The following is a 26,955-nucleotide window of genomic DNA, read 5'->3' on the forward strand; positions in this document are numbered from 1 at the left end:
CGCTATTCAGTGTTCGCTATTAAAAAAACATGATGACCACCCCCCGACCGCCCCGCTGGGCTGAAACCTTGCTTTCGTGGTGGGGTCATCCCGACACGCTGGAAGAGGTGCAGGGCGACTTGCTCGAACTGTACGGCTATTGGGTCGAAACCGTCGGGGAGCGCAAGGCCCGCTGGCGGTATGGTCTGAGTGTGCTGAAGCTGCTGCGGCCCCTGGCCCGGCGAAAACAACCTGAGTATTCAACGCCTTTGTTTCTGAGTCCAGCCATGCTACAAAACTATCTTAAAATCGCTCTTCGGAATCTGATTCGCAACAAGGCGTACGCAGGCATTAACGTGCTGGGTCTGGCGCTGGGCATGACTGGCGGGATTCTGATTTTTACGCTGGTGAAATACCACCTGAGTTTCGATAATTTTCACGCGAACTCCGACCGGATTTACCGCTTCGTAACGGAACAGCACCGCGAAACCGTCAGTTATTCCGACAATGTGCCGAGTCCGCTGGGAAAGGCCTTCCGAAACGACTACATGTTTGGGGAGAAAGTAGCCCGCATTGCTACGTTTACGGACGTACTGATCACGGTTGAAAAAGGCCGGGAAATCCAGAAATTCAAGGAGGAAGAAGGCCTTGCTTTTACAGAACCGGAGTTCTTCGACATTTTCAATTTCCCGCTGCTGAAAGGTGATAAAGCAACGGCCTTGACGGAACCCAATACCGCGATTCTTACCGAGGATATGGCCCGGAAATTGTTTGGCGACGCCAATCCGATCAATCGAACGTTTCGGCTGGACAACAAAATTACATTTCGCATTACTGGTGTTCTTCGGAATTTACCCGCGAATACCGAACGCCAGACGCCCATCTACGTTTCGTACGCGACCCTGAAACAATACAATGAGTGGTTAGCCAGTGACGATAACTGGGGCGGTATTGTCAGCGCCATGCAATGCTTTGTTCGTCTTCAACCGGGGGTGTCGCCTGCACTGGTGGAAAAACTGTTACCGGCTTACGTCAGGAAATACCGCCCGACCAGCAAAAATATCCACCACTACAAGTTGCAACCCCTGGCCGACGTTCACTTTAATCCTCAATACGAAGGGCGAATGCCGAAGTCTATTTTGTGGGTATTGAGCCTGATTGGGGCCTTTTTGATCATTACCGCCTGTGTTAACTTCATCAATCTGGCGACGGCACAGGCCCTCAGGCGGTCGAAAGAAGTGGGCGTCCGCAAAGCGCTGGGGAGCGTTCGCGGGCAACTTTTCTGGCAATTCATCACCGAAACCGGACTCATTACCGTGACAGCCGTTGCCGTGGCCTTCGGCTGCGCGCTGCTTTTCCTGCCGGCGGTCAACGAATTATTCCGGATCAAGCTGACGATCAACCCGGTTACGGACGGTCAGTTAACGGTTTTTGTGGTTCTGTTGACCCTGTTGGTGACTTTGTTTGCCGGTTCGTATCCCGGGTTTATTCTGGCTCGGTTTCAGCCGGTTCTGGCCCTGAAAGGCAAAGTTTCGCAGCAAAATGTCGGCGGTTTCAACACCCGCCGGGCTCTGATCGTGGTGCAGTTCGCGATTTCGCAGATCCTGATCATTGGCGTGATTGTGATTGCCAGCCAGGTGCGGTATGCCACGCAGTCGGATTTGGGTTTTACGAAAGAGGCCGTGGTGATGGTTCCAATGGGGTCCGATTCGGAGGTTCAAACCATGAAGACCCTGCGGGAGCGGCTGCTGAAAGTGCCCGGCGTCAATCAGGTGTCGCTTTGCCGGGCGGCTCCAGCCACCGATAACAACTGGACGACGTCGTTTTGGTACGATAACCGGGCCGAAAGTGAGAATTTTGCCATCAATGTGAAATCCGCCGACGACCAGTACATGGACCTGTTTGGGCTGGAATTGGTCGCGGGTCGGAATCTATACCCGGCGGACACGGTGCGGGAGTTTGTCGTGAACGAAACCCTGGCCAAAAAACTCAATCTCAAGTCGCCCCAGGAACTCCTTGGGAAAACACTGAGCATGAATGGCGGCACCCTAAAGGGCCCGATTGTGGGGGTGGTTCGGGATTTTCACAACCGGTCGTTCCATGAAGCAATCAATCCCATTTGCATTTCTACCCGGAGCAGCGACTACAATGACTACGCCGTAAAAATCAACCTGGCGAACGCCCAAACGACCCTGGGAGCGTTGGAAAAAACCTGGAGTGAGATGCACCCTGATCAGATTTTTGAGTACCAGTTTCTGGATGAACAGATTGCCGAATTGTACCAGACTGAATCGCTCATGCTCCGGCTCATCGAGGCTTTTGCGGGCATTGCGATCTTCATTGGCTGTTTGGGGCTGTACGGTCTGGTGTCATTCATGGCGGCCCAGAAAACGAAAGAGATCGGGATTCGGAAGGTCCTGGGCAGCAGCGTTGGTCAGATTATCTGGATTTTCGCCAAAGAGTTTTCGCGCCTGATTGTGATTGCCTTCGTGGTGGCTGCGCCCGTGGCCTGGTACGCAATGTCGGCCTGGCTAAAAGGGTTTCAGTATCAGATCAGCCTGGGTGCGGGGGTTTTTGCCCTGACGGTTGCCGGTACCTTCCTGATCGCCCTGTTGACTGTCGGCTACCAATCCATCAAAGCCGCGTTGATGAACCCGGTTCGCTCGCTGCGCTCGGAATAGTCTTGAACTCGGATTATGCGGATTTAAGGATTAAGAGGACATAAAATAGATTGCAATAATCCTTTAATCCATGTAATCAGAGACACATCGGCAAACATATCCTCTTAATCTTTAAATCCGTGTAATCTCAGTTCAGATGATGAAACCGCCCCGCTTTGCCACCTGGCTCCTGGAACGCTTCGGCCATCCCGACACGCGGGAGGAAGTGCAGGGCGACTTGCTCGAACTGTACGCCTATTGGGTCCAAACTGTCGGGGAGCCTAAAGCCCGCTGGCGGTATAGCCTGAGTGTGCTGAAACTGCTGCGGCCGCTGGCCCGGCGAAAACAAACGGAATATTCAACCCCTTTTTTTCTGAGTTCTGACATGATTCAAAATTATCTTAAAATCGTTTTTCGGAATCTGATCCGCCACAAAGCCTACAGTACCCTCAACCTGCTGGGGTTGGCCGTCGGAATGAGCTGTGCCATCCTGCTGGGGCTGTACGTTTGGGACGAAACCACCTTCGACCGGTATCATCCCAACGCTGACCGGATTTACCGGGTCAACCTGCACATTAAATGGGCGGACAACGAATACCGGCTTGGCATCGCTTCTGCCCCGATGGGACCGGCGCTGCAACAGGAATACCCGGAGATTCAAAACGTGCTTCGGGTCAAAACCGCCAATGAAACCTTGTTTCGGGCCGGTGAAAAATCGCTGTACGCCAACGAGGTGATCTACGCCGATTCGACCTTGTTTGCGTTTTTCGCGTATGATTTTATCGAAGGAAGCGCCGAAACGGCGCTCGTGAATTCCAGCCGGATCGTGTTGACGGAAAAGCTGGCGATGAGCCTGTTTGGACAAACTGACGGCCTGATCGGCAAAACCGTGCTGGTGAAAGAAAACCTGCCGCTCACCATTGCGGGCATTATTCGGAATGCGCCGACCAATCATCACCTGGCGTTCGACGCCATTCTGCCGTACTCGAATCAGCAGGCCAGTGGTGTCAACCTGAGCAAATGGGATGGCTTCAACTCGAACGTGTATGTGCTGATGACGCCCGGAAGCGATCCGCAAAAGCTGGCAGGGAAGATGCCGGTTTTCTACAAAAAATACATCGCCAAGGCGATTGGCGACGATGGCGGCTCGAAGGTGAATTTTGACATTACGTTTCAGCCGTTGGTGGATATGCACCTGCGGTCGACGCACCTCATGGGCGAGGAAAACGGCGGCAACCTGGCGTATGTCTACACCTTTTCGGCCATCGGATTATTCATTCTCCTGATTGCGGTGGTCAATTACATCAACCTGGCCACGGCCCGCTCAGCCAGCCGGGCGAAGGAAATCGGCGTTCGAAAAGCCATCGGTTCGCTGCGGGTTCAGTTGATAGGACAGTTTTTGGCCGAGTCGCTGCTGCTGGCGGTTCTGGCTTTAGGGGTGAGTGTGGGGCTGCTGGTCGGTTTTCTGCCGGTTTTCAATCGGGTGGCCGACAAGAACGTAGGTCTTGAGTTGATGAGTTGGCCCACCGCCGGGTTACTGACCGGTTTTGCCCTCCTGATCGGCTTGATCAGCGGCTTGTATCCGGCCTTCGTGTTGTCGCGTTTCAAACCGGTCGCCGTGCTAAAGGGAGCCTTTTCGGTCAGCCGCAAAGGCGTTTTCCTGCGAAAGTCGCTGGTCGTGTTCCAGTTCACGATTTCGATGATTATGATCGTGGGGACGCTGGTCGTGTACCGACAACTGGACTACATGCGGCATAATCAGTTGGGTTTCAATCATGAACAGGTTCTGACCGTTCCACTCAAAGCACCGTCGGCCCAGAAAGCCGCGGCCGTGTTGAAAAACCGCTTGCTGCAAAATCCGGTTATCAAGGGCGTTAGCCTGACCGACGGCACCGTGGGGGGCGGAATGAACGACAAAACCACGTTCAGTTTTTACACCGGCGGCACCGAACAGCCCGTCAGTACGGAGTACTTCTCGGTGGATCATGACTTTCTGAATGTCCTGCAAATCAACCTGAAAGAAGGCCGTAATTTTTCGCCCGACCTCGCCAGCGACTCGGCCGGTGCGGTATTGGTCAACGAAGCGATGCTCCGGCGGCTGGGCTGGAAAAACCGCACCACCGGACTGGTGGAATTCGATACGAAAAAAATCCGGATCGCCGGGGTGATTCGGGATTTCCACCTGCGGTCGCTGCACAACAAAATCGAGCCGCTGGTGCTGGTTTTGCATCCCGACCGGGGCGATAACCTGCTCATTCGGGTGGCCCCCAAAAACATCCCGGCTGCACTGGCTTACGTGAAAACCGTTTATGAAGACGTTAATCCGAACCAGCCCTTCGAATACAATTTCCTGGACGAAACGTTTGCTGAACAATACCGGTCCGACGAACGAAAAAGCAACCTTTTCCTGGGTTTTTCGGGCATGGCGATCTTCATCGCCTGCCTGGGCCTGTTCGGGTTAGCCACCTTTACGGCCGAACAGCGGACGAAGGAAATCGGCGTTCGCAAGGTGCTGGGGGCATCGGTCACAAGCGTGGTCGGACTACTGTCCAAAGACTTCCTGAAACTGGTTGGCATTGCCATTTTGGTTGCCTCACCGATTGCGTGGTACCTCATGAACCGCTGGCTCCGGGACTTTGCCTATAAAATTGAACTGGAATGGTGGGTATTCGCCCTGGCCGGTTTGCTGTCGGTCGGGATTGCCTTGCTGACGGTCAGCTTCCAGAGCATCAAAGCGGCTTTGGTCAATCCGGTCAAGAGTCTGCGCAGTGAATAAAAAGGAATAATGAATAATGAACACTGAATAGCGAATAACGAAGGGTTTGCTGATCAGCAAGGAATCAGGGATAGGCAGAGCTACTTCGTTATTCAGTGTTCGTTATTGAAAAACGATCCGATGACTTCGACTCCTCAACCGCCCCGCTGGGCCACCTGGCTCCTGGAACGCTTCGGCCATCCCGACACGCGGGAGGAAGTGCAGGGCGACCTGCTGGAACTGTACGCCCATTGGGTCCAAACTGTCGGGGAGCCTAAAGCCCGCTGGCGGTATAGCCTGAGTGTGCTGAAACTGCTGCGGCCACTGGCCAGGCGAAAACAAACGGAATATTCTTCACCCTTATTATTGAGTCCCGTTATGATGTGGAATTATGTCAAAATCGCCTGGCGAAACCTGAGTCGAAATGCGGTTTTTGGAGCTATTAATCTTCTTGGCCTGGTGCTGGGTCTAACCTGTGCGCTCGTAATTTTTCTGGTTATCGCACACGAAACGAGCTACGATCGCTACCATTCGAAAGGAGACCGGATTTACCGGGTCGAAAACGAGAAACTGGCGGAAAATTACACCTATCCGGGGACGTACACCGGGATGGTAAACGTGTTACGGAACGAAGTGCCCGAAGCCGAACTGGTCGTGCCGATGCTCCGGACTTCGGGCAGCATTCTGTCCCTTCCGTCGTCTGACCAGCGGTTCAAGGAATCGTTGGTGTTTGCCGGAAACGAGCTGTTCCGGCTGCTTGATTACCGCTGGCTGGCCGGTGATGCCCGGACGGCGCTAGCGCAACCCAATACCGTTGTCCTGACCCGCGCGTATGCTGAGAAATATTTCGGCACCATCAATGTGGTTGGAAAAACCCTCCGGCTCGACAACAAGCAGGAGTTGCAAGTGGCGGGTGTGCTGGAGGATTTTCCGAAAACGACCAGTTTCTCGTTCAATCTGCTCGTTTCGTTGCCGACCCTCAAAAGCGTCAATCCCGATTACGACCTGAACCGGTGGAACGGTTGGAGCGATAATTTTCAGGTATTTGTTCTGCTGAAAAAAGGTGCAGAACCGGAACAGATTACCCAACGCTCGGCGTCCATTCTGGCCAAATACAAGGACAAAGAGTCGGCTCTCGGACAGCGTTTTGTTTTGAACCCGCTGGAAAAACTGCACTATTCCGGCAACCTGGGCGGGCGAACCGCCAACCTTAAATTGCTTAATGTGCTAGCGCTGATCGGCCTGTTCGTGCTGATGATCGGCTGCATAAATTTTATTAACCTGACCACGGCGCAGGCTTTCAAACGGGCCAAAGAAATTGGGATTCGGAAAGCCGTTGGCAGCAACCGCTGGTCGCTGGTCTACCAGTTTCTGACCGAAGCCGGGCTGGTTACGCTCACGGCAACCGGGCTGTCGGTGTTGGTGGTGTGGTTGGCCCTGCCGCTGGTGGTCGAGACGCTCGGAATACCCCTGAGTGCAAACGATCTTTTTTCGGGAAAAACCGCTGCGTTCCTGGCGACTCTTTTCGCCGGAACCACCTTGCTGGCGGGCGTGTATCCGGCCTTCCGCTTGTCGGGCCTGGCACCGATCTGGACTTTGAAGACCAACAAAATTCCGCAAAACCGGCGCGCCATTTCGTTGCGCCAGGGGCTGGTGGTGGTACAGTTTACGGTTTCGATGGTATTAATCAGCAGTACGTTACTGATCAATCAGCAACTGCGGTTTTTCCAAAATGCCGATCTGGGCTTTACGAAGTCCGCCATTGTCACGGTGGGAGTACCAGATAATAGTCCGTCGAAGCTACACGCCTTGCGTGAGCGGCTGTTGCAGTCGACCCAGGTGAAAGACGTCAGCTTCTCGTTCAACAGCGCATCGGCCGAGAGCAACTGGATGCAGGCGATGCAATTTCGGAACGGCGCGAAAGTGAGCGACATTAAAACTCAGCTAAAAATGGGGGATTCGCATTACCTGAATGTGTACGGGATTCAACTTCTGGCGGGCGAAGCGTTCCGGGAAGGGGATACCTTGCCCAAAGTGATTGCCAACGAGGTGTTTATCAGCCGGATGGGACTGACGCGCCCCGAAGATGCGATTGGGCAGCGGGTCTTCTTCGGCGACAGCCAGGAGTCGGTACCCATTGTGGGGGTGGTGAAGAACTTTCACGTGAACTCGCTGCATCAGAAAATTGATCCGACGCTGATTCAGGTCGTGCCCAAACACTTCTACCAGGCCGGTATCAAGCTGCAAGACGAGAAGCTGACTACCGAGTCTGTACAAGTAGCCCTGGCGGACCTTGAAAAAGCCTGGACAACCACGTACCCCGATCAGGTTTTCGAATACAATTTTCTGGATGACACCCTGGCGCAGGCCTACCAGGCCGAAACCCGAACCTCTAAGCTCATCACCACGGCCACGGTTTTAGCCATTTTGATTGCCTGCCTGGGCCTTTTTGGCTTAGCCACTTTTACGGCCGAGCAGCGCACGAAGGAAATCGGTGTCCGCAAGGTGCTGGGGGATTCGATCACGGGTGTTGTGCTGTTGCTTTCCAAAGATTTTCTGAAACCGGTCCTGATCGCTTTGTTGATTGCGTCGCCCATTGCCTGGTACGCAATGAACGAATGGCTCCAGAACTTTGAGTTTAAGGTGGGGCTGTCGTGGTGGGTTTTCGCGCTGGCGGGTGGCCTGGCGATTCTGATCGCCTTCCTAACCGTCAGTTTCCAAAGCATCAAAGCCGCTTTGATGAATCCGGTGAAAAGCCTGCGCAGTGAGTAATGAACAATCAATAATGAATAGCGAACACTGAATAGCGAATAACGAAAGGGCTGCTGTCGGCAAGGAATGGGATAGGCGAGGTGCCTTCGTTATTCAGTATTCGCTATTCAATGTTCGCTATTAAGACAATATGGCTTCGACCCCTCAACCGCCCCGCTGGGCTGAACGACTGCTCCGCTGGTGGGGCCATCCCGACACGCGGGAGGAAGTGCAGGGCGATTTGCTCGAACTGTACGCCCATTGGGTCCAAACCGTCGGGGAGCGCAAGGCCCGCTGGCGGTATAGCCTCAGTGTGCTGAAGCTGCTGCGGCCACTGGCCCGGCAGAAACAAACGGAATATTCAACGCCTTTCTTTCTGAGTCCTCCCATGCTACACAATTATCTCAAAATCGCGTTTCGGAATCTGGTCCGGCAAAAAGCCTATTCGCTGATCAACATTGGCGGACTGGCGGTCGGGATGGCCGTGGCCCTGCTGATCGGTCTGTGGATTTACGATGAACTATCGTTCAATACCTACCACCGGAACTACGACCGGATTGCGCAAATTGTGCTCAATCAATCCGTTAACGGCGAACTGCACACATCGAAGTCGCTGCCGTATCCCTTTGTTCACGAACTGAAAAGCAAGTACAGCAGTCCCTTCAAGCACATCGTAACGTCGACCCACCCCGACGATTGCATTTTAACGGCGGGTGAAACAAAGCTGTCGAAACGAGGACAATTCATGGACGCAAAAGCCCCGGAAATGCTGACCCTGAAGATGGTAAAAGGAACCTGGGCCGGTTTGCAGGACCCCCAGTCCATTCTGCTGTCAGCTTCAACGGCGAAAGCCCTGTTTGGTGACGCCGATCCGATGGGCAAGCCGCTGAAAATCAACACGGACAAGCTGCTGAAAGTGACGGGCGTGTACGAAGATTTTCCCCAAAATACCGAATTTCATGATACCCAGTTTGTGGCTTCCTGGGAATATTTTGTGGCAACGAACCAGTACATGAGGGAGAAAAAATGGGATAACCATGCCCTGTACATGTACGTGGAACTCAACCCAAATACCGATTTTGACAAAGCCACTGCGACCATCAAAGACGCCGAATTGAATGCGATCAGGAACCTGGAGAGTATGAAAGAAGAGGCCGCAACTCACCCACAACTATGGCTGCATCCGATGCGGGACTGGCATTTGTATTCTGATTTTAAAAATGGTGTGGTCGGAAAAGGACCGGTTCAATACGTCTGGATGGTGGGCCTGATTGGCTTTTTCGTCCTGCTGCTGGCCTGCATCAACTTCATGAATCTCTCGACGGCCCGCTCCGAAAAACGGGCCAAGGAAGTCGGTATCCGAAAAACCGTCGGTTCGCAGCGTTCCCAGCTTGTCGGGCAGTTTTTCAGTGAATCATTGCTGGTGGTGTTCCTGGCGTTTCTGATTGCTCTGTTGCTGGCAACGGTGTCGTTATCGTGGTTCAACGACCTGGCCGCCAAACAGATGCGGATGCCGTGGGACAAGGGGTATTTCTGGCTGTTTAGCCTCGGATTTATTGCACTGACCAGCGTGCTGGCGGGCAGCTACCCGGCTTTATACCTCACGTCTTTTCAACCCGTTAAGGTCCTGAAAGGAGCCGGACTCGGGCGGCTACCAATGGGGCGTCTGGCTTCTGTTCCCCGTAAGGTTTTGGTCGTTACGCAATTTACGGTTTCCATCTCGCTAATCATTTGCACGCTGGTCGTGTATCGTCAGATTCAGTTTGCCCGGAATCGCCCGGTCGGCTATAGTCGGGATGGTTTGTTGATGGTGCCGATGCAGTCAGGCGATTTTTACGAAAAAACCGCCTTGTTGCGACAGGAACTGAAAAACACCGGCGTCGTACTGGAAGTAGCCGAATCGCAAAGTCCGGTTACCGGCGTCTGGTCTTCCAATGAAGGTTTTAGCTGGAAGGGAATGCCGCCGGGTTTTACCGAGCGGTTTGCTACGCTGACGGTTTCGCCCGAATATGCCGAAACGGTTGGTTGGCAATTTATTGACGGCCGGAACTTCTCGAAAGAACTGGCGTCGGATTCGGCCGGGTTTGTCATCAACGAAACTGCCGCCAAACTGATGGGTTTCCGCCATCCCGTGGGCGAAACGGTTCGCTGGAAAAGCAAATGGATGACGGACAACATTGAGAAACAGTACCGGATTCTGGGTGTGGTAAAAGACATGGTGATGGAGTCGCCGTTTAAGCCGATCAAACCCACCGTTTTTTTCCTGTTTGGCTCGCCCAACTGGATCAACATCAAAATCAAGCCCGGCGTCGATGCGGGCAACGCGCTGTCTCAACTAGAAACCGTCTTCAAAAAGCTGATTCCGGCGGCACCGTTTGAGTACAAGTTTGCAGATCAGGAATACGACGCCAAGTTTCGGGCCGAAGAACGGATTGGTAAGCTGGCGACGTTCTTTGCGGTTCTGGCCGTTTTTATTTCCTGCCTGGGCTTGTTCGGGCTGGCGTCGTTCGTGGCCGAGCAGCGCACGAAAGAAATTGGCGTTCGGAAGGTGCTGGGCGCGTCGGTGCTCAATCTGTGGGGATTATTGTCGAAAGATTTTGTGGTTTTGGTTCTGATTGCCTTCGGAGTTGCCACGCCGATCGCTCACTATTTTCTCAGCAACTGGCTTCAGCAGTACCAATACCGAACCGAAATTTCCTGGTGGATTTTTGCCGCTGTCGGTTTTGCCGCGCTGTTGATCACATTGCTGACCGTCAGCTTCCAAAGCATCAAAGCCGCTTTGATGAATCCGGTTTGCTCGCTGCGCTCGGAATGAATGGCAGAGGGCTAAGGGCAGAGGGTTACTTTTTGACCCCATGCCCTTAGCCCTCTGCCATTCATTCAAAAATCCCTGCCAAGGACAGTTCGATGTTCAGATTGGGGTCTTTAAGAACATCGTCGTGGTGAAAAAACTGGTAGGAATTCGGCCGATCAAATACAAAAATGCCTTTGATACGAGGTTGCACAATCCAGCATGACTTGACTCCGAATGCAAAGTAACTATTGGCTTTATTAATCATTTCGTCAAGGCTCTGCGAAGGGGACTGAATTTCAATAGTAACCAACGGGGCATCAGACCGTTTCGCCGGATATTCAATGGTAAAGTCAACTTCAAAAAACGGATAAATCACAACGTCTGGCGTTGAGCCATTCGGAGGAGTATCCAGAGTGAGTTCCGATAAAATCCGGTATGCCTGACGATAGCGACTTTTTAATTCCACCACAAGATTAGCCTGGATAGCGGCATGGATGGTATCTGGCATGGGTTTGCCTCGTTCGAGTTCGTAGCTGGACGGTTGATCGACAGTTGCTTCCATAACAGTTGGTTGGCCGGAGCGAATACGGTTTTTTCCGGAACAGATCAAAGATAAAAAATTGGCGGTGAAATACATACGCCGGAAGTCGTTGGCCAGCCACACCAACGGGTGATCAACGCCGGAGGCCGAAAACCAACCGTTCAGACGGCTTCCCAAAAATAGCAGCGATTGACTCATTTATGACAGGCTTTCTCGGTCCTGAAGTTGACCTTTGATGCATCCAAAACGGAGAATCAAACTAAACTTTTAGCACCATGAAAACGATTCTGAATGTCCTGCTCGTTGTGTTTACGCTGACTCTGGCCTGTGTTTCGGTTTCTCAGGCTGACCCCCATAAACCCATCGGCCGACCCAAAAAAGTGGCGGCTTTCCAGAGTGGCATTTATACCACGGCCGAAGGAAAGCTTCAGATTGCGCTCGATAAAGAAAATGGCGGAACGGTTCTGGTGCAGTTGACCGACGAGGCTGGCAACGAACTTTTTGCCCAGAAATTCCACAAACGGCGGCAGGTGGTCCGGCTGCGGCTGGATGTTCGTGATCTGCCCGACGGCGTGTATCAGGTGGTCATTTCAAACGGACAGGAATCGACCGTTCAAACGTTTGCGATCAACACCCGGCAATCGGTGATCTCACCCCGCTCCCTCGTCATTCACTGACGCGGCTGGTCAAAACTGGCTTCGAAAACAGGCTGACTCCGGCGGGGTCAGCCTGTTTTTTTTAGAGGATAAAACCGCTGACGACCCGACAACCGGGTTAACAAAATCGTAATCAACAGAATCCCGCCAGTTTCCATACTTTTGAGCCATCTACCGTTTAACTCGCTATTAATCACTCACTATGAAGGACCTTTACTCGCGGAGTTGCTTGCTGTGTTTGCTGTTGATTTTGGTTGCCGGAACCAGCCGGGCACAAAACCGTACGACTTCTCACCAAACGGAGAATGTCATCCTGATTACGCTGGATGGGGTACGCTGGCAGGAAGTCTTTGCCGGAGCTGATTCGACGCTACTGTTCGACCCGGTTTACTCACCCGACACGGCCGACGCCCGCCGAAAGTTCTGGGCCCGGACGCCCACTGAACGGCGCAAACGGCTGATGCCTTTTTTCTGGAACATCCTAGTCACCCAGGGGCAACTGTACGGAAACCGGCTGAAAGACAGCAAAGTCAATGTGTCGAATCCGTACTGGTTCAGCTATCCGGGCTATAACGAGATATTGGCGGGTTATGCCGACGAGCGGATTAATTCGAACGACAAGAAAAACAACCCGAACACCACCGTGCTGGAGTTTCTGAACCAGCAGCCGGGGTTGAAAGGCAAAGTGGCGGTTTTTTCATCCTGGAACGTAATCGAAGCGGCTGTGAATGAGGAGCGAAGCGGGATTTATGCCAATTCAGCCCTGGAGCCCATTGCGCCCGTTCGGTCGGAAACGGATTCGCTGCTGAACCACATGATGAAAAATATTGAGTCGGATTTCGCCGGGGTCCGGCCCGATTTTCTGACCTATTACGCAGCCCTGAATTACCTCAAGCGGCAGCAACCCCGCGCCTTGTTTATCTCCTTCGATGAAACCGACGACCTGGCCCATGCCGGGCGCTACGCCGACCACCTGCGGATGCTCCAGACGCTCGACCGGCTGATGGGCGACCTCTGGACAACGCTTCAGCAACTGCCCCAGTACCGGAACAAAACTTCGCTGCTCATTACGACTGACCACGGCCGGGGGCATACGCCGAAAGCCCGCTGGAAAGACCACGGTACCAAAACACCGGATTCGTACCAGATGTGGCTGGCGGCTCTGGGGCCGGACACCCCGCCGACGGGCGAACAATCCGGTGGCCCGGTTCTTTTTCAGAACCAGATTGCCGCTACTTTAGCGCGGCTGATGGGCTACGAGTTCCGCTGTGAGCATCCGGTGGGCCCACCCATCCCGGCGGTTTTGAAACCGTAAAGGAATATTGAGCAAGTTGGTCGGCTAGGGGTTAGCCGCACACCGGACAAGGCTGACCCAATCGGTGATTTATCAGCCGAACGAACGAAATTTGCCGGAATGAATTGTTGTCCATTCATGGACAACAATTCGTCCGTTTCTGGACAGCTAAACTTACTTTTTAGGGCTTTGAGTACGCAAAAGCCAATTTTTCAGATCTGGCACCAGATTTGATTTAAGATATTGTATCTAATCAATCGGGTAGGCACGCATGAAAAAAACCGTATTGGGCGAATTGGAAGAGTTGGTCCTCTTGGTGGTGGCGTCCAGCCTTGAGGAGGTTTATGGCGTACCGGTGATGGAGCAACTTCGGGAGCAAATCGGTCGCGACTTTACCATCAGCGCGGTGCAAACTACGCTGTATCGACTCGAAGAAAAAGGCTTTTTGTCGTCCTCGGTGAGCGGAGCAACGGCTGAACGGGGCGGCCGACGGAAGCACCTGTTTGCCCTGACGGCGGCCGGGGGCCAGGCCTTGTTAGACATTCAGCAGATGCGCAACCGGCTCTGGCAGTCTATTCCGCAAAACAAGCTTCAGCAACTGGGCCTATCCACCCATTCCCTTTGAAATCCCATGAAACAACAACACCGCGGGCAATCGGACCGGCCAATCCAAAACCGCCCCGAATCGCCGGATTTCAACGACGGTTTATCCCAGCCGCCCCGCTGGGCCGATCGACTTCTGGAGTGGTTTGTGAATGCTGACCTGCTGGAGTATGTACAGGGCGACTTACACGAAACCTTTCACAAGCGGGTGGCCCAGGTAGGAGCGAGCCGTGCCCGGCGCGAGTATGTCTGGGCAGTTTTGCAGTGCCTGACGCCCTTTTTTGCGAAACGACGCATGCCTGCGCCTGGTTATGGCCAGGATCGCAACTCCCCCAAACCCTTATTTACTGCTATGCTCTCCAACTACCTGACGATTGCCTTCCGGAACCTTTGGCGTCAGAAAGCCTTTACAGCCATCAACATTGTCGGTCTGGCCGTGGGGCTGGCTACCTGCCTGCTGATAGTCCTTTTCGTGCTGCATGAACGGAGCTACGACCGCTACCACATCCATGCCGATCGGTTGTACCGAATGACCCTGCACAGCCGATTGGGTGAATCGGATTTCGACTATGCCTACACCAGCGAACCGGCCGCGCAGGCCCTGCTGGATGAATGTCCGGCGGTGGAGACGGTAACTCGACTGCGCAAAGAAGGTGACATGCTGGTGAAGAACGGTTCTGAAACCTTTAAAGAAGGAAAGGTGGCTTTTGTGGATTCCAATTTCTTCTCGGTTTTCAATATACCTCTGCTAAAAGGCCACCGGGTCGGGGCGCTTGCTGAACCCAATACGCTGGTACTGACGGAAACTACCGCCCGGAAATATTTTGGCGAAACCGACCCCATCGGAAAAACGCTGTCGATGGGCAATCTGGGCCTTTTCCGGGTGACCGGCGTCTGTGCCGATGTCCCTTCCAATACCCACTTTCATTTCGACTTTTTCGGCTCGATTCGGTCGCTGAAGCCGGGCGTGACCTGGGTGGCCAGCGGTGCTTACGTCTACCTTCGGCTTCGGGAGGGTACTTCCATTCAGCAGGTCGAAGCGCAAAGCCGGGGGTTCCTCAGCAAGTATGTGGCTCCGGAAATCAGGAAGTTTCTCGGGCTTACGCTGCCCGAATTTCTGCAAAAGGGAAACCGGCTGGGCTTTGGTTTTCAATCCGTTACGGATATTCATTTGCATTCCGATCTGGATGATGAATTAGAGGCCAACAGCGACAGCAAATACGTGTATATCTTTTCGGCGATTGCCCTGTTTATCCTCCTGCTGGCCTGCATCAATTTCATGAACCTATCCACCGCCGGATCCGTCGGACGCTCAAAAGAGGTAGGCATCCGAAAGGTATTGGGCTCCGTCCGAACGCAGTTGGTCAGTCAGTTCCTGACCGAATCGGTGCTGCTGACGGTGCTGGCGCTGGGTCTGGCGCTGGGGCTTGTCGTACTGCTGTTACCCAGCTTTAATGCCTTATCGGGTAAGCACTTTACGATGAGTGTCGTGTTCAATGGGCCGATGCTTGCCGGTGCGTTGATGATCTGTTTGGTAATTGGTTTACTGGCAGGAAGTTATCCGGCTTTTGTGCTATCCTCGTTCAAACCCATTACGGTTTTGAAAGGCCGGATGCAGGCCGGATTGCGCAGCGGGGGGCTGCGCAATGCGTTGGTGACGGGTCAGTTTGTGGTGTCGATTGGGATCATTATCGCGACCATCGTGGCCAATCAGCAGGTTCGTTTCATGCAAAACAAGAAAGTCGGTTTTGATAAAGAACAGGTACTGGTTTTACACGACACGCAGGGGCTGGGGGCAAAACTAAACGGGTTTCAGGCCGAACTGGCTAAGCTGGCATCCGTGGTCCGGGTGTCGCGGGCCGGTTTTTTACCCGCCGGAACCTCCCGCCAGAGTCAGGATGCTATTCAATTCCGGAACGGAGCCCGAACCGGTAATCACCTGTCGAAAAGCTATTTTGTAGACGAAGATTACCTGCCGACACTCGGAATTCGGCTGGTGCAGGGGCGCAATTTTTCGAAGACGTTTCCTTCCGATAGTTCGGCGGTTCTGCTCAACGAAGCGGCCGTTCGGGCGTATGGCTTCAAGAAACCGTTGGGTCAACAATTTTCCACAGTGGTTGATCCTTCCAAAACCTACACCGTCGTTGGGGTGGTGCAGGATTTTCATTTCGAAACCATGCACCAGCGCATCGCTCCGTTGATCATGTTTTATGGGGGCGACAATACGCAACTGGCCTTGCGCATCCGGACGGACGATATTCCCAGCCTGCTGACCATCCTCGAACAGCGATGGAAAGCCCAGACCGACAACCCGTTTGCGTATTCTTTTCTGAACGAGCGATTCAATACCATGTACCAATCTGAACAGCGAATCGGGCAACTGTTTGGGGTTTTCGCCGGTCTGGCCGTGCTGGTTTCCTGTCTGGGCCTGCTGGGGCTGGCGGCTTTTACGACCCATCAGCGAACCAAGGAAATTGGCGTCCGAAAGGTACTGGGCGGATCGGTCACCAGTATTGTTGCACTGTTACTGACCCATTATCTGAAGCTAATTCTGATTGCCCTCGTGATTGCTTCGCCCATTGCCGGTTACATCATGAGCCAGTGGCTGGGGGATTTTGCTTACCGGATCGACATTGCCTGGTGGGTTTTTGCCCTGGCAGGTGGCCTGGCTACCACAGTCGCGATTCTGACCGTCAGCTTTCAGGCCATGAAAGCCGCTTTGCTGAATCCCGTCAAAAGTTTACGAACCGAATGACAACAATCATAACCGTAAGTCGAAAAGCACCGCAGGAATTCGGTGCTTTTGTGAACAATCCGTTTTGTTCATCCACGGACAATCGGTTGTACGATTTCGGACAGATGATTTGTTATCTTCTAATTAACTGATTGATTGTCAGTGTGATATTAGGGTCGGCATGAAAATTGGTTAGGTGATTACACCTAACCGCTATCTTGTTGACCCTATGCTGCGCAACTACCTGACCATCGCCTGGCGGAATATTCGGAAGGACAAATTCTACAGCCTGATCAACATTCTGGGGTTGACCATTGGCGTCACCTGCGGGCTGTTGCTGCTGCTCTATGTGACCGACGAACTGAGTTTCGACCGGCATCATCAGAAAGCCGATCAGATTTACCGCATCGTCTCGTACATCACCGAACCCGACAAGATCAACAATTGGGCGAGTACGCAGCCCCCGCTGGCCAAATCGCTGAAACAGGACTACCCGTTCGTGGAAAACTACGTGCGGTTTTTTCCTAACGGCCGGGTGGCCTTTCGGCAGGGCGAGAAGCGGTTTTACGAAGAAGATGTCTACGCAGCCGACTCGACGGTGTTCGATGTTTTTACCCACAAGTTCCTTGAGGGTGATCCCAAAACGGCGCTGGCCCGGCCCGGCAGCGTGGTGCTGACCGAGAAAACCGCCCGGAAATTTTTCGGAGAAGGCAAGGCGCTGGGTCAGATGTTGCGAACCAACGACACGACCTCCTACCAGGTGACGGGCGTGATTGAAGACGTGCCCCGCAACTCGCATTTTACGTTTAATGCGCTCTTGTCGCTCAGTCCGAATGAGCGCCAGGCCAACGGCTGGGGCGGTTTTTACATCCTGAGCTACCTGGTTCTGCCGAAAGATTTCGATACAAACATTCTGGAGAGCAAGTTTCCGCAACTGTACGACAAAAACATGGCGTCCATCTTCAAACGGATGGGCATCAAGATCACCTACCGCTTGCAGCCGTTGACGAGCATTCACCTGCATTCGAAAATGGACGGTGAATCGGGTGGCGACATCAGTTACGTCTACATATTCAGCGCCGTCGCCTTCTTTATGTTGCTGATTGCCAGTATCAATTATATGAATCTCTCGACCGCGCGCTCGGCCAAACGGGCGAAGGAAGTCGGCCTGCGGAAAGTAATGGGCTCGCTCCGGAATGCGCTGATGGCCCAGTTTCTGACCGAATCGGTGCTGATGACGGTGCTGGCCCTCACGGCGAGTTTTGTGCTGGTAGCTCTGGCATTGCCGTTTTTCAATACGGTTTCGGGCAAAGAAATCTCGTTTTGGGAATTACTCCGGCCCCAGTTTCTGCTCATTGCGCTGGTGATTGTGGTCTTTACCGGTTTCATCAGCGGTAGCTACCCAGCTTTTTACCTATCGTCGTTTGAGCCCGCTACGGTTCTGAAAGGCTCATTCAACGCCAAAGGTGGAAGCTTTTTTCGGAAAACCCTGGTGGTGATCCAGTTTGCCATTTCGCTGATCATGCTGATTTGCACCTGGATTGTGTACGACCAATTGAATTACATGCGGGACAAGGATCTGGGGTATAACCGGGAGCAGGTGCTGACGATTGATTACCAGGATCGCCAGCCTCGCGATCGCTATAACCTGCTGCGCAACACGCTGTTGGCCAATCCGAACATCCGGAGCGTGGCCACGGCTTCGTCGCCCACCAGCAACATCGGTGGCCGGATCATTTTTGGCGTCGAATCCAATACCGGCCTGAAAGAAATGGGCTTCAAACCGATGGGCATCGACCACGATTACCTGCAAACGATGGGCATGAAGGTGGTGACCGGGCGCGATTTTTCGGATAAAATTCCCGCCGATACGGCCAACGGCGTGCTGGTGAACCAGGCCGCCGTCAAACGCATGGGCTGGAAAGAACCGCTGGGCAAAAAAGTGTTGCTGGGCGGGTTGCCGCAGGCCGGTCAGCCCGCTCCGCCGGAGGCCAAGGTGGTGGGCGTCGTCAAGGATTTTCACCAGCAGTCGCTCTACAGCCCCATCGAACCGATGATCATGCTGTATCGTCCGCATAATGGCGTGATTCACATTAAGATCGATGCGAAAAACGCTGACAAAACCGTGGAGTTCATTGGCCAGAAATGGCGCGAAACCTACCCCGACCGGCTATTTGAATACCGGTTTCTGGACCAGGACTTCGAGTCGGCTTACCGCGCCGATGAGCTTCGGGGCCGGATTTTTACGGCATTCTCGGCCCTGACGATTCTGATTGCCTGCCTGGGCCTGTTCGGGCTGGCGACGTTTACGACCGAGCAACGCGTAAAAGAAATCGGCGTGAGGAAGGTGCTGGGCGCATCGGTGTCGAGCGTAGTACTGTTGCTGTCGAAAGATTTTACCAAGCTGGTGTTGTTCTCGTTTCCGATTGCCATTCCGGTTGCCTGGTATTCGATGGACCGCTGGCTGCAGCATTTTCCGTACAAAACCGACATCGGCCTGGGCGTGTTCGTCGTGGCCTGTGTGCTCACGCTCCTGATCTGCTGGGCAACCGTCGTGTACCAATCCGTCAAAGCCGCCATTGCGAACCCGGTGAAAAGTCTCCGAAGTGAATAAAAGCCATCTGAACTGGGATTACGCAGATTAAAGGATTAACAGGATGTAAAAGGTTTTACAGTAGAATCGCGGCAGCAATCCCAGTTAATCCCGCTCCGGCGACCCGGTTTAATCTGCGTAATCCCAGTTCAGACAGTTTAGAAAGCGATCTTTATGCTTCACAATTACCTCAAAATTGCTTTCCGCACCTTGCTGCGGCACCGGACGTACAGTTTGCTCAACGTGATTGGGCTGGCGGTGGGGCTGGGCTGCGGCATTCTGATTTTTCTGGTGGTCGGGTTTCAACTCCGGTTTGATACGCACCACCGGAAAGCTGACCGGATTTACCGCATCGTGACGGAACTCACGCACGAAAACAGGACGTACTCGCGCGGAACGCCGAAAGCGTTGGCCGAGGTGTTGCGCCGGGAGTATCCATTCATCGAGACGGCCGCGCGGATCAAGCGGCTGCGGGGAAATATGCTGAGTGTTCCGAAGGCCGACGGCGGTTTTCTGCGAAAATTTCAGGAAGAGCGCACCATCTGTTTTGCCGATCCGGAATTGTTCGAAGTGTTTGATTTCCAGTGGAAAACCGGAACGCCCCAAACCGCCCTGACTGCGCCAAACGCGGTGGTGCTGACGGAAAAATACGCCCGCAAGTATTTCGGGGACGCCAACCCGGTGGGACAAACGCTGCGGCTGGATAACCAACTGAATCTGACGGTGACCGGTGTGCTGAACGATCATCCCGTAACCACCAACCTGAGCGATGAAGTCTACATTTCCTACAGTACCGTTGCGGGGTTGGATGAATCGGTCGCCCGGTCGTTTCAGGATTGGGAAAACCTCAACAGCGAGGAAATGACCTACGTAACGCTGCCGGAAGGAACGCCGGTCGGGCCATTGAATGCGGTTTTTCCGGCTATTATCCACAAGCATTATTCGGGCGAAAGCACTGGAATCTACCATTTTCAAGCCCAGCCCCTGCGCGACGTGCATTTTAACGTCAAGTACGGCGGGCGAATGCAGAAAAAGCTGCTGTACGCGATGGGCTTTGTCGGGCTGTTTCTGGTGCTGGCGGCCTGCATCAATTTTGTCAACATGGCCACGGCGCAGGCGCTCCGGCGTTCGAAAGAAGTGGGCGTCCGAAAAGCGATGGGCAGTACGCGGAGCCAGTTGTTCGGGCAGTTTATGACCGAAACCGCCCTGATTACACTGACGGCGGTGGTTGTAGCGCTGGGGATGGCGCAGGCCGGGCTTCCGGCGGTGAACCAGGCGATGGCGGTTTTCAGTTCGAACCTCTCGTTAACCGATTTATGGCAGCCCAAACCCCTGGCGTTGTTCGTCGGGCTGGTTGGCTGCGTGATTGCGCTGGCCGGTTTTTATCCGTCGCTGGTGTTGTCAGGCTTTAACCCCATCACGGCTTTGCGCCGGAACATGACGACGGCCCAGGTGGGCGGTATTTCGGTGCGCCGGGGGCTCGTCGTTGTGCAATTCTTTATCACCCAGCTCTTTGTGATCGGCGTATTGGTCATGATGTCGCAACTGCGCTACATCCGGAATGCGGATCTGGGTTTTACGAAAGAAACCGTGCTGACCATTCCGGTGCCGACGCCGGACCCGCTCAAGCAGGCAACGCTGCGAAACCGGCTCTTGCAAATCGGTGCCGTGCAGGACGTGGCTTTCGGGAATGCTCCGCCGGCGTCCTCCCAAATCAACGAAACGACGTTCACCTTTGACAACCGGGCTGAACCGGAGAAATTTGAAACCAGAACGAAGATTGGCGACCAGCGTTACGTGCCCCTGTTTGACCTGAAACTGCTGGCCGGGCGCAACTTCCTGACCAGCGATACGAGCGCGAAGGAAATCCTGGTCAACGAGACGATGGTGAAGCGGCTCGGACTAAAATCGCCGAACGCCATTCTCGGCAAACGCATCAACGTCTGGGAAGCCGACCGGACGGTGGTGGGCGTGGTCAAGGATTTCCACGTCAATTCGCTGCGGATGGCCGTAACGCCCACGGTTCTTTTCAAGGATCTTACCGAAAACCGCCTGGCTGCTCTGAAAGTGAGTCCGGCCCGATTGCCCGAAACGGTGAAGCAGGTCGAGGAAACCTGGAACGGTTTATTTCCCGAACTAGTCTTTCATTATCAGTTTATAGACGAAATTCTGGACCGGTTTTACACCGCCGAAACCATCATGCTGGGCTTTGCGCAGGTGTTTTCGGTGATTGCCATCCTGATCGGTTGTCTGGGACTCTATGGTTTGGTGTCGTATATGGCGGAATCCAGAATGAAGGAAATTGGCGTCCGGAAAGTGCTGGGGGCCAGCGTCGGGCAGATTCTCTGGCTGTTTGGCCGGGAGTTCGGTCGGCTGGTGTTGTGGGGTTTTGCGGTGGCCGCGCCGTTGGGCGGGTGGCTGATGAGTCTGTGGTTGCAGGATTATACGTATCGGATTCAGATCGAGTGGTGGGTATTTGCCGCCACCGCCGGACTGGCGACCCTCATCACCCTGGTCACGGTTTCGGTTCAATCCGCCAAAGCCGCGTTGATGAATCCGGTTACCTCACTTCGGTCGGAATGAAGAGTTAAGAGTTAAGAATTTAGAGTTGGCTGACGCATTAACTCTTCATTCATAACTCTTAGCTCTTAACTAAAAAGGTTATGTTCAACAACTACCTCAAAATCGCGCTCCGGAATCTGGCTAAAAACCGGTTTTATTCCGTCCTTAAGATTGCCGGGCTGGCGGTGGGGCTGGCGGCTGGCATTCTGATTGCCCTGTTTGTGTACGAGGATTTCTCGTACGACGGTTTTAACGAAAAGAAAGATCGGATTGTGCGCGTCCTGACCATCGATCAGGCCGAGGGCGTCAAGAGCAAGCTGGTCGGTGTGAGCTACCCCGGTTTGGCCCCGGCGATCCGGCGGGATCTGCCCGAAGTGGTCAACAGCGTCCGGATTTCGGAGCAGGGGCGGGTGCCGCTGAAGGTGGGGGAGACGCTCATCAGTTCGGAAGGGACGTTTCGGACCGAAAGCTCGTTCTTCGAGATTTTCGATTACAAAGTCCTGAGCGGGCCGTCGAAAGGCATTCTGGACGAGCCACAAACTGTCGTATTGACCGAAACGCTGGCGAAAAAACTGTTTGGCAACGCCGATCCGCTCGGCAAAACCGTTCAATCGGGAACGCAAAACTTCAAAGTCAAAGCCGTCATGGCCGATCCGCCGACCAACTCGCATTTGCGGTTCGACATGCTGCGGTCGATGGTGCCCGCGCCGGGCGATTCGAGTTACGCCCAGTTTCTGAATTCGTTCAGCGGCATCAGTGTCTACAGCTACCTCCTGCTGGACCGCGCCCGCGATCTGAACACGATCATTCCGAAGCTGAAACAGGTGGCAGATAAAAACCAGGGTTACGCCTTTTTTGTCCCGACCTTGCAGTACCTGAACGATGTGCACCTTAATTCCGGCGACATTCTTTTTGAACACAACACCAACAAAACCGATGCCGCCAACCTGTACGTGCTGGCCACGATTGCTCTGCTGGTGGTGTTGCTGGCTGCGGTCAACTTCATGAATCTGGTGACGGCGCACGCAACCGGGCGGGCCAAGGAAGTGGGGTTACGGAAAGTGGCCGGAGCGGTCCGAACGCAACTGATTGGCCAGCATTTGCTGGAATCGATCGTGGTGACGGTTCTTTCGGCCTTGCTGGCGATTGGGCTGGCGGTCGTGATGTTGCCGGTTCTAAACAACATTTACCAGCGAAACGCCCGGTTGGATACGCTGTTGAATCCCGTCGTGCTGCTGGGCATGGCCGCTTTCGTGCTCGTGCTTGGTTTGCTGGCGGGGAGTTACCCGGCTTTTGTGCTGTCGAAATTCCGGCCCGTCACGGTTTTGAAAGGCGCGTTCAAAAATACCGACAGCGGCATCCGGCTTCGGCAGTCGCTGGTGGTGATTCAGTTTACGATTTCCATTGCGCTGATGGTCGGCACCGGGGTGGTGTTTCGGCAGATGCGCTATATTCAGAGCAAAGACCTCGGTTTCAGCCGCGAGCAGATCATTTCGATTCCGTTCAAAGGACAGGCTGCGATTGGCCGCGCCCGGACATTTCAGGCCGAACTGAAACAAAATCCGAACATCCTGGGCACCGGCACGACCACGAATAAAATGGGGCAGCAACTGGGCCGCACGACCTTTGTGCCGGAAGGAAAACCGACCACCACGAATTACATTGCCAGCATCATGGCGGTCGATGAGTCGTTTGTACCGACGATGGGCATGAAAATCCTGAAAGGCCGGAATTTCTCGCTGGATTTCCCGGCGGATTCGGCCTCGTCCATGCTGATCAACGAGGAGATGGTGAAGTTGCTCAACTGGAAAGAACCCGTCGGAAAAATCATTCGGTTGCCGTCGGGCCCCAATCCGACCGATGCGACGGCGTATACCGTCGTGGGGCTGATCAAGGATTTTAATTTTGCCACGATCCGGCACAAAGTGGAGCCGTTGTTTATGCTGTACAACAAGAACAACAACCAGCTCGCCGTCAAAATCAATACTGCCAACGCGCCCGAAACGCTGGCGTTTATCGAAAAAACCTGGAAGCAGATCAATCCCGAGACGCCCTACGAATACAGTTTTCTGGATGCGGATTTTGGCAAGCTCTATCGCAGTGAACAGGCGTTTGCGACGATGTTCAGCCACTTTACGGTGTTGGCATTGTTCATTGCCGTGTTGGGCCTGTTCGGGCTGGCGGCTTTCACCGCCGAGCAGCGTCGGAAAGAAATCGGAATTCGCCGGGTGCTGGGCGCCGAAACCGGGTCGTTGCTGTACCTGTTGTCCCGCGAGTTCATCAAGCTGGTGCTGGTGGCGTTCGTGATTGCATCCCCGCTGGCGTGGTACCTGATGAACCGCTGGCTCGACGGGTTTGCCTACCGCACCGACCAGAGCGCCATTCTCTTCGTCGTTGCGGGTGTCGCAGCCGTTCTGGTGACGTTGATTACGGTCAATCTCCAGGTGTTTAAAGCCGTCAATGCCAATCCGGTGAAATCCCTTCGTTCGGAATAATCCTAGTTCAAGCTATGCTAACCAACTATCTAAAAATCGCCCTTCGGAACCTGCGCAAACAGCGCGGATTTACGTTTATCAACATCTTCGGGCTGGCGACTGGGCTGGCCTGCTGCCTGCTGATCACGCTCTACGTCATCGACGAACTGAGCTACGACCGGTTTCACGAAAAAGCCGACCGGATTTACCGAATCAATTCCGATATTAAGTTTGGCGGGAACGATATGCACATGGCCGTGGCACCCGACCCGATGGGGCCGACTTTGCTGAAAGATTACCCGCAGGTGGAGAACTTTGTGCGGCTGCACGGGCGCGGCACCTGGCTCGTCAAACGGGCTGATCAGCCGAGTAGCCTGCGGGAGCGGGATGTCATGTTTGCGGATTCGACACTGTTCGAGGTGTTTACGTTTCCGCTCGTCACCGGTGATCCGAAGCGGGCGCTCAGCGAGCCTAACGCCGTCGTAATCAGTGAATCGGCGGCCAAACGCCACTTTGGTCGCCAGAATCCGATGGGACAGACGCTGGTATTTGACAACACCCAGAAATACCGGGTGACGGGCGTCATGCGCGACATTCCGGCCAACGCGCACTTCCGAACGGACTTCTTCGTCTCGATGCTCAGCGACAACTACCCGTGGGGCAACTGGCTCAGCAATAATCACCACACGTACATTCTGTTAAAACCGGGTGTCGATTACAAAACGTTTAGCCCGAATTTCGAGACGGTTATCGAGAAATATGTCGGCCCACAGGCCTTTCAGTTTATCGGGGCAACAATGGATCAACTCCGCAAGGCCGGAAACCGCATCGAGTACTCGCTCATTCCGATGACGGATATTCACCTGCATTCGAAACAGAACATCGAGCTGGCTCCGAACAGCGATATTCAGTATGTTTACACGTTTGCGGCCGTGGCGGTTTTTATTTTGCTCATCGCCTGTATCAATTTCATGAACCTTTCGACAGCCCGCTCGGCCAACCGGGCCAAAGAAGTGGGCGTCCGGAAAGTGCTGGGGTCGGTGCAGCGGCAACTGATCGGGCAGTTTATGACCGAATCGGTGGTGATGGCGGTTCTGGCGATGGGGCTGGCGCTGGCGATTGTGGGCCTGGTTTTGCCCTTTTTTAACGAAATGGCGACCAAGCAACTCAATGCCGACAGCTTGTTTAGCCTGCGCCTGTTGCCCATTCTGCTGCTGTTGCCGCTGGCCGTGGGTTTGCTGGCGGGCAGTTACCCGGCTTTCTTCCTGTCGTCGTTCCGGCCCATCAGCGTGTTGAAAGGACGGATCAACGTGGGGCTGAAAAGCGCCGGTTTGCGAAGCGGTTTAGTGGTGTTTCAGTTTATGATGTCGGTCATTCTGATTGTGGGTACGTTGGTCGTGTATCGACAGTTGAACTTTATTCAGACGACCAAACTGGGTTTCAACCGCAACCAGGTGCTGACCATCAGCGAAGCCTACGCGCTGGGCAGTCAAGTGCAGGCGTTTAAGGAAGAAGTGCTGAAACTGCCGGGCGTCAAAACCGGGTCGGTGTCGGGCTTCCTGCCGGTGCCGTCCAACCGCAGCGACAGTCCGCTCTTTCCGGAAGGGCAACTGGAGCAAAGCAAGGCGGTTTCGACCCAAAACTGGGCCGTCGATTACGATTACATTCCGACGCTGGGCATGGAACTGGCCCAGGGACGCAACTTCTCCCGCGCGTTTGGCTCGGATTCGGCGGCTGTGATTCTGAACGAAGCCGCCGTGAAAATTTTTGGATTTAAAGATCCGATTGGCAAGCGGGTTGTTCGGATGATGGACAGCCAGGCCAAGGTATTTAAAACGTACATGGTTATCGGCGTGGTGAAAAACTTCCACTACGAATCGCTGCGACAGAACATCGGTGCTGTGGCCCTGATCATGGAGCCTAATCCGGGCGCGGTTTCGTTCCGGATCGACAGTCCGGATATGCCGGGCCTGGTCAAACAGATCGAGGCAAAATGGAAGCAGATGGCCCCGGGGATGCCGTTTGATTATTACTTCCTGGAAGATAGTTTTGACACGATGTACCGCGCCGAGCAGCGCGTCGGGCAGATTGTACTGACGTTCTCCGTGCTGGCTATTCTGATTGCCTGCCTGGGGCTGTTCGGGCTGGCGGCATTCATGGCCGAGCAACGGACGAAGGAGATCGGCGTTCGGAAGGTTCTGGGAGCCAGCACGAGCAGCATTGTCGGGCTGCTTTCCAAAGATTTCCTGAAACTCGTGCTCATTGCCATCCTGGTTGCCACGCCCATCGCCTGGTACGGCATGAACCAGTGGCTGAACGACTTTGCTTATAAAATAGACGTGCCCTGGTGGGTCTTTGCCGTTGCCGGACTGGTGGCAATCGTCATCGCCTTTGCTACGGTTTCGTTCCAGTCGATCAAAGCCGCCCTGATGAATCCCGTGAAGAGTTTGAGGGCGGAGTAAGTCGTCTTGAACCCGGATTACGCGGATTAAAGGATTAACAGGATATAAAAGATTGCGGTAGCTAATCCTAGTTAATCTTTTAATCCGTGTAATCCGG

At 54.0% G+C, this 26,955-nt stretch carries 13 protein-coding genes; 12 read left to right on the plus strand and 1 reads right to left on the minus strand.

Features of this window, described 5'->3' with window-relative positions; translation table 11 throughout:
* Nucleotides 1-29: 29 nt before the first annotated feature.
* From ACO2Q8_RS27045 to ACO2Q8_RS27060, 4 genes are all read left to right on the plus strand, one after another.
* On the plus strand, nucleotides 30-2,660 hold the full coding sequence (locus ACO2Q8_RS27045; protein WP_423348020.1) for an ABC transporter permease: 2,631 nt from the start codon (nucleotides 30-32) through the stop codon (nucleotides 2,658-2,660).
* A 136-nt stretch (nucleotides 2,661-2,796) separates the two neighbouring features.
* Nucleotides 2,797-5,415 (plus strand): ABC transporter permease, encoded by a 2,619-nt coding sequence (locus ACO2Q8_RS27050; protein ID WP_423348021.1) that lies wholly within the window; start codon nucleotides 2,797-2,799, stop codon nucleotides 5,413-5,415.
* A 120-nt stretch (nucleotides 5,416-5,535) separates the two neighbouring features.
* Entirely contained in the window at nucleotides 5,536-8,166 is a 2,631-nt protein-coding gene (locus tag ACO2Q8_RS27055) for an ABC transporter permease (RefSeq protein WP_423348022.1), read from the plus strand.
* A gap of 130 nt (nucleotides 8,167-8,296) precedes the next feature.
* Entirely contained in the window at nucleotides 8,297-10,960 is a 2,664-nt protein-coding gene (locus ACO2Q8_RS27060; RefSeq protein WP_423348023.1) for an ABC transporter permease, read from the plus strand.
* 61 nt (nucleotides 10,961-11,021) lie between these two features.
* Here the strand turns inward: ACO2Q8_RS27060 and ACO2Q8_RS27065 are convergent, their stop codons facing one another.
* On the minus strand, nucleotides 11,022-11,678 hold the full coding sequence (locus tag ACO2Q8_RS27065; RefSeq protein WP_423348024.1) for a Uma2 family endonuclease: 657 nt from the start codon (nucleotides 11,676-11,678) through the stop codon (nucleotides 11,022-11,024).
* 77 nt (nucleotides 11,679-11,755) lie between these two features.
* On the opposite strand from ACO2Q8_RS27065, the gene ACO2Q8_RS27070 reads away from it, so the two are divergent.
* The 8 genes from ACO2Q8_RS27070 (at nucleotide 11,756) to ACO2Q8_RS27105 (ending at nucleotide 26,858) form a co-directional block, all read left to right on the plus strand.
* Entirely contained in the window at nucleotides 11,756-12,157 is a 402-nt protein-coding gene (locus ACO2Q8_RS27070; RefSeq protein WP_423348025.1) for a hypothetical protein, read from the plus strand.
* Between the two features lie 181 nt (nucleotides 12,158-12,338).
* Nucleotides 12,339-13,451, plus strand: coding sequence for an alkaline phosphatase family protein (locus ACO2Q8_RS27075; RefSeq protein WP_423348026.1), 1,113 nt, complete (start codon nucleotides 12,339-12,341; stop codon nucleotides 13,449-13,451).
* A 250-nt stretch (nucleotides 13,452-13,701) separates the two neighbouring features.
* A complete protein-coding gene (locus ACO2Q8_RS27080) occupies nucleotides 13,702-14,055 on the plus strand; it encodes a PadR family transcriptional regulator (RefSeq protein WP_423348027.1) in 354 nt (117 codons plus the stop codon).
* Nucleotides 14,056-14,061: 6 nt separating this feature from the next.
* Complete coding sequence (locus ACO2Q8_RS27085; RefSeq protein ID WP_423348028.1) at nucleotides 14,062-16,788, plus strand: ABC transporter permease; 2,727 nt, start codon at nucleotides 14,062-14,064, stop codon at nucleotides 16,786-16,788.
* A gap of 208 nt (nucleotides 16,789-16,996) precedes the next feature.
* Entirely contained in the window at nucleotides 16,997-19,381 is a 2,385-nt protein-coding gene (locus ACO2Q8_RS27090) for an ABC transporter permease (RefSeq protein ID WP_423348029.1), read from the plus strand.
* 153 nt (nucleotides 19,382-19,534) lie between these two features.
* On the plus strand, nucleotides 19,535-21,943 hold the full coding sequence (locus ACO2Q8_RS27095) for an ABC transporter permease (protein ID WP_423348030.1): 2,409 nt from the start codon (nucleotides 19,535-19,537) through the stop codon (nucleotides 21,941-21,943).
* Nucleotides 21,944-22,023: 80 nt separating this feature from the next.
* A complete protein-coding gene (locus ACO2Q8_RS27100; RefSeq protein WP_423348031.1) occupies nucleotides 22,024-24,417 on the plus strand; it encodes an FtsX-like permease family protein in 2,394 nt (797 codons plus the stop codon).
* 14 nt (nucleotides 24,418-24,431) lie between these two features.
* Nucleotides 24,432-26,858, plus strand: coding sequence for an ABC transporter permease (locus ACO2Q8_RS27105; RefSeq protein WP_423348032.1), 2,427 nt, complete (start codon nucleotides 24,432-24,434; stop codon nucleotides 26,856-26,858).
* The last annotated feature ends 97 nt before the right edge of the window (nucleotides 26,859-26,955 follow it).

Origin of the sequence: Larkinella sp. VNQ87, from assembly GCF_049445795.1 — a bacterium.
Taxonomy (GTDB): Bacteria; Bacteroidota; Bacteroidia; order Cytophagales; family Spirosomataceae; genus Larkinella.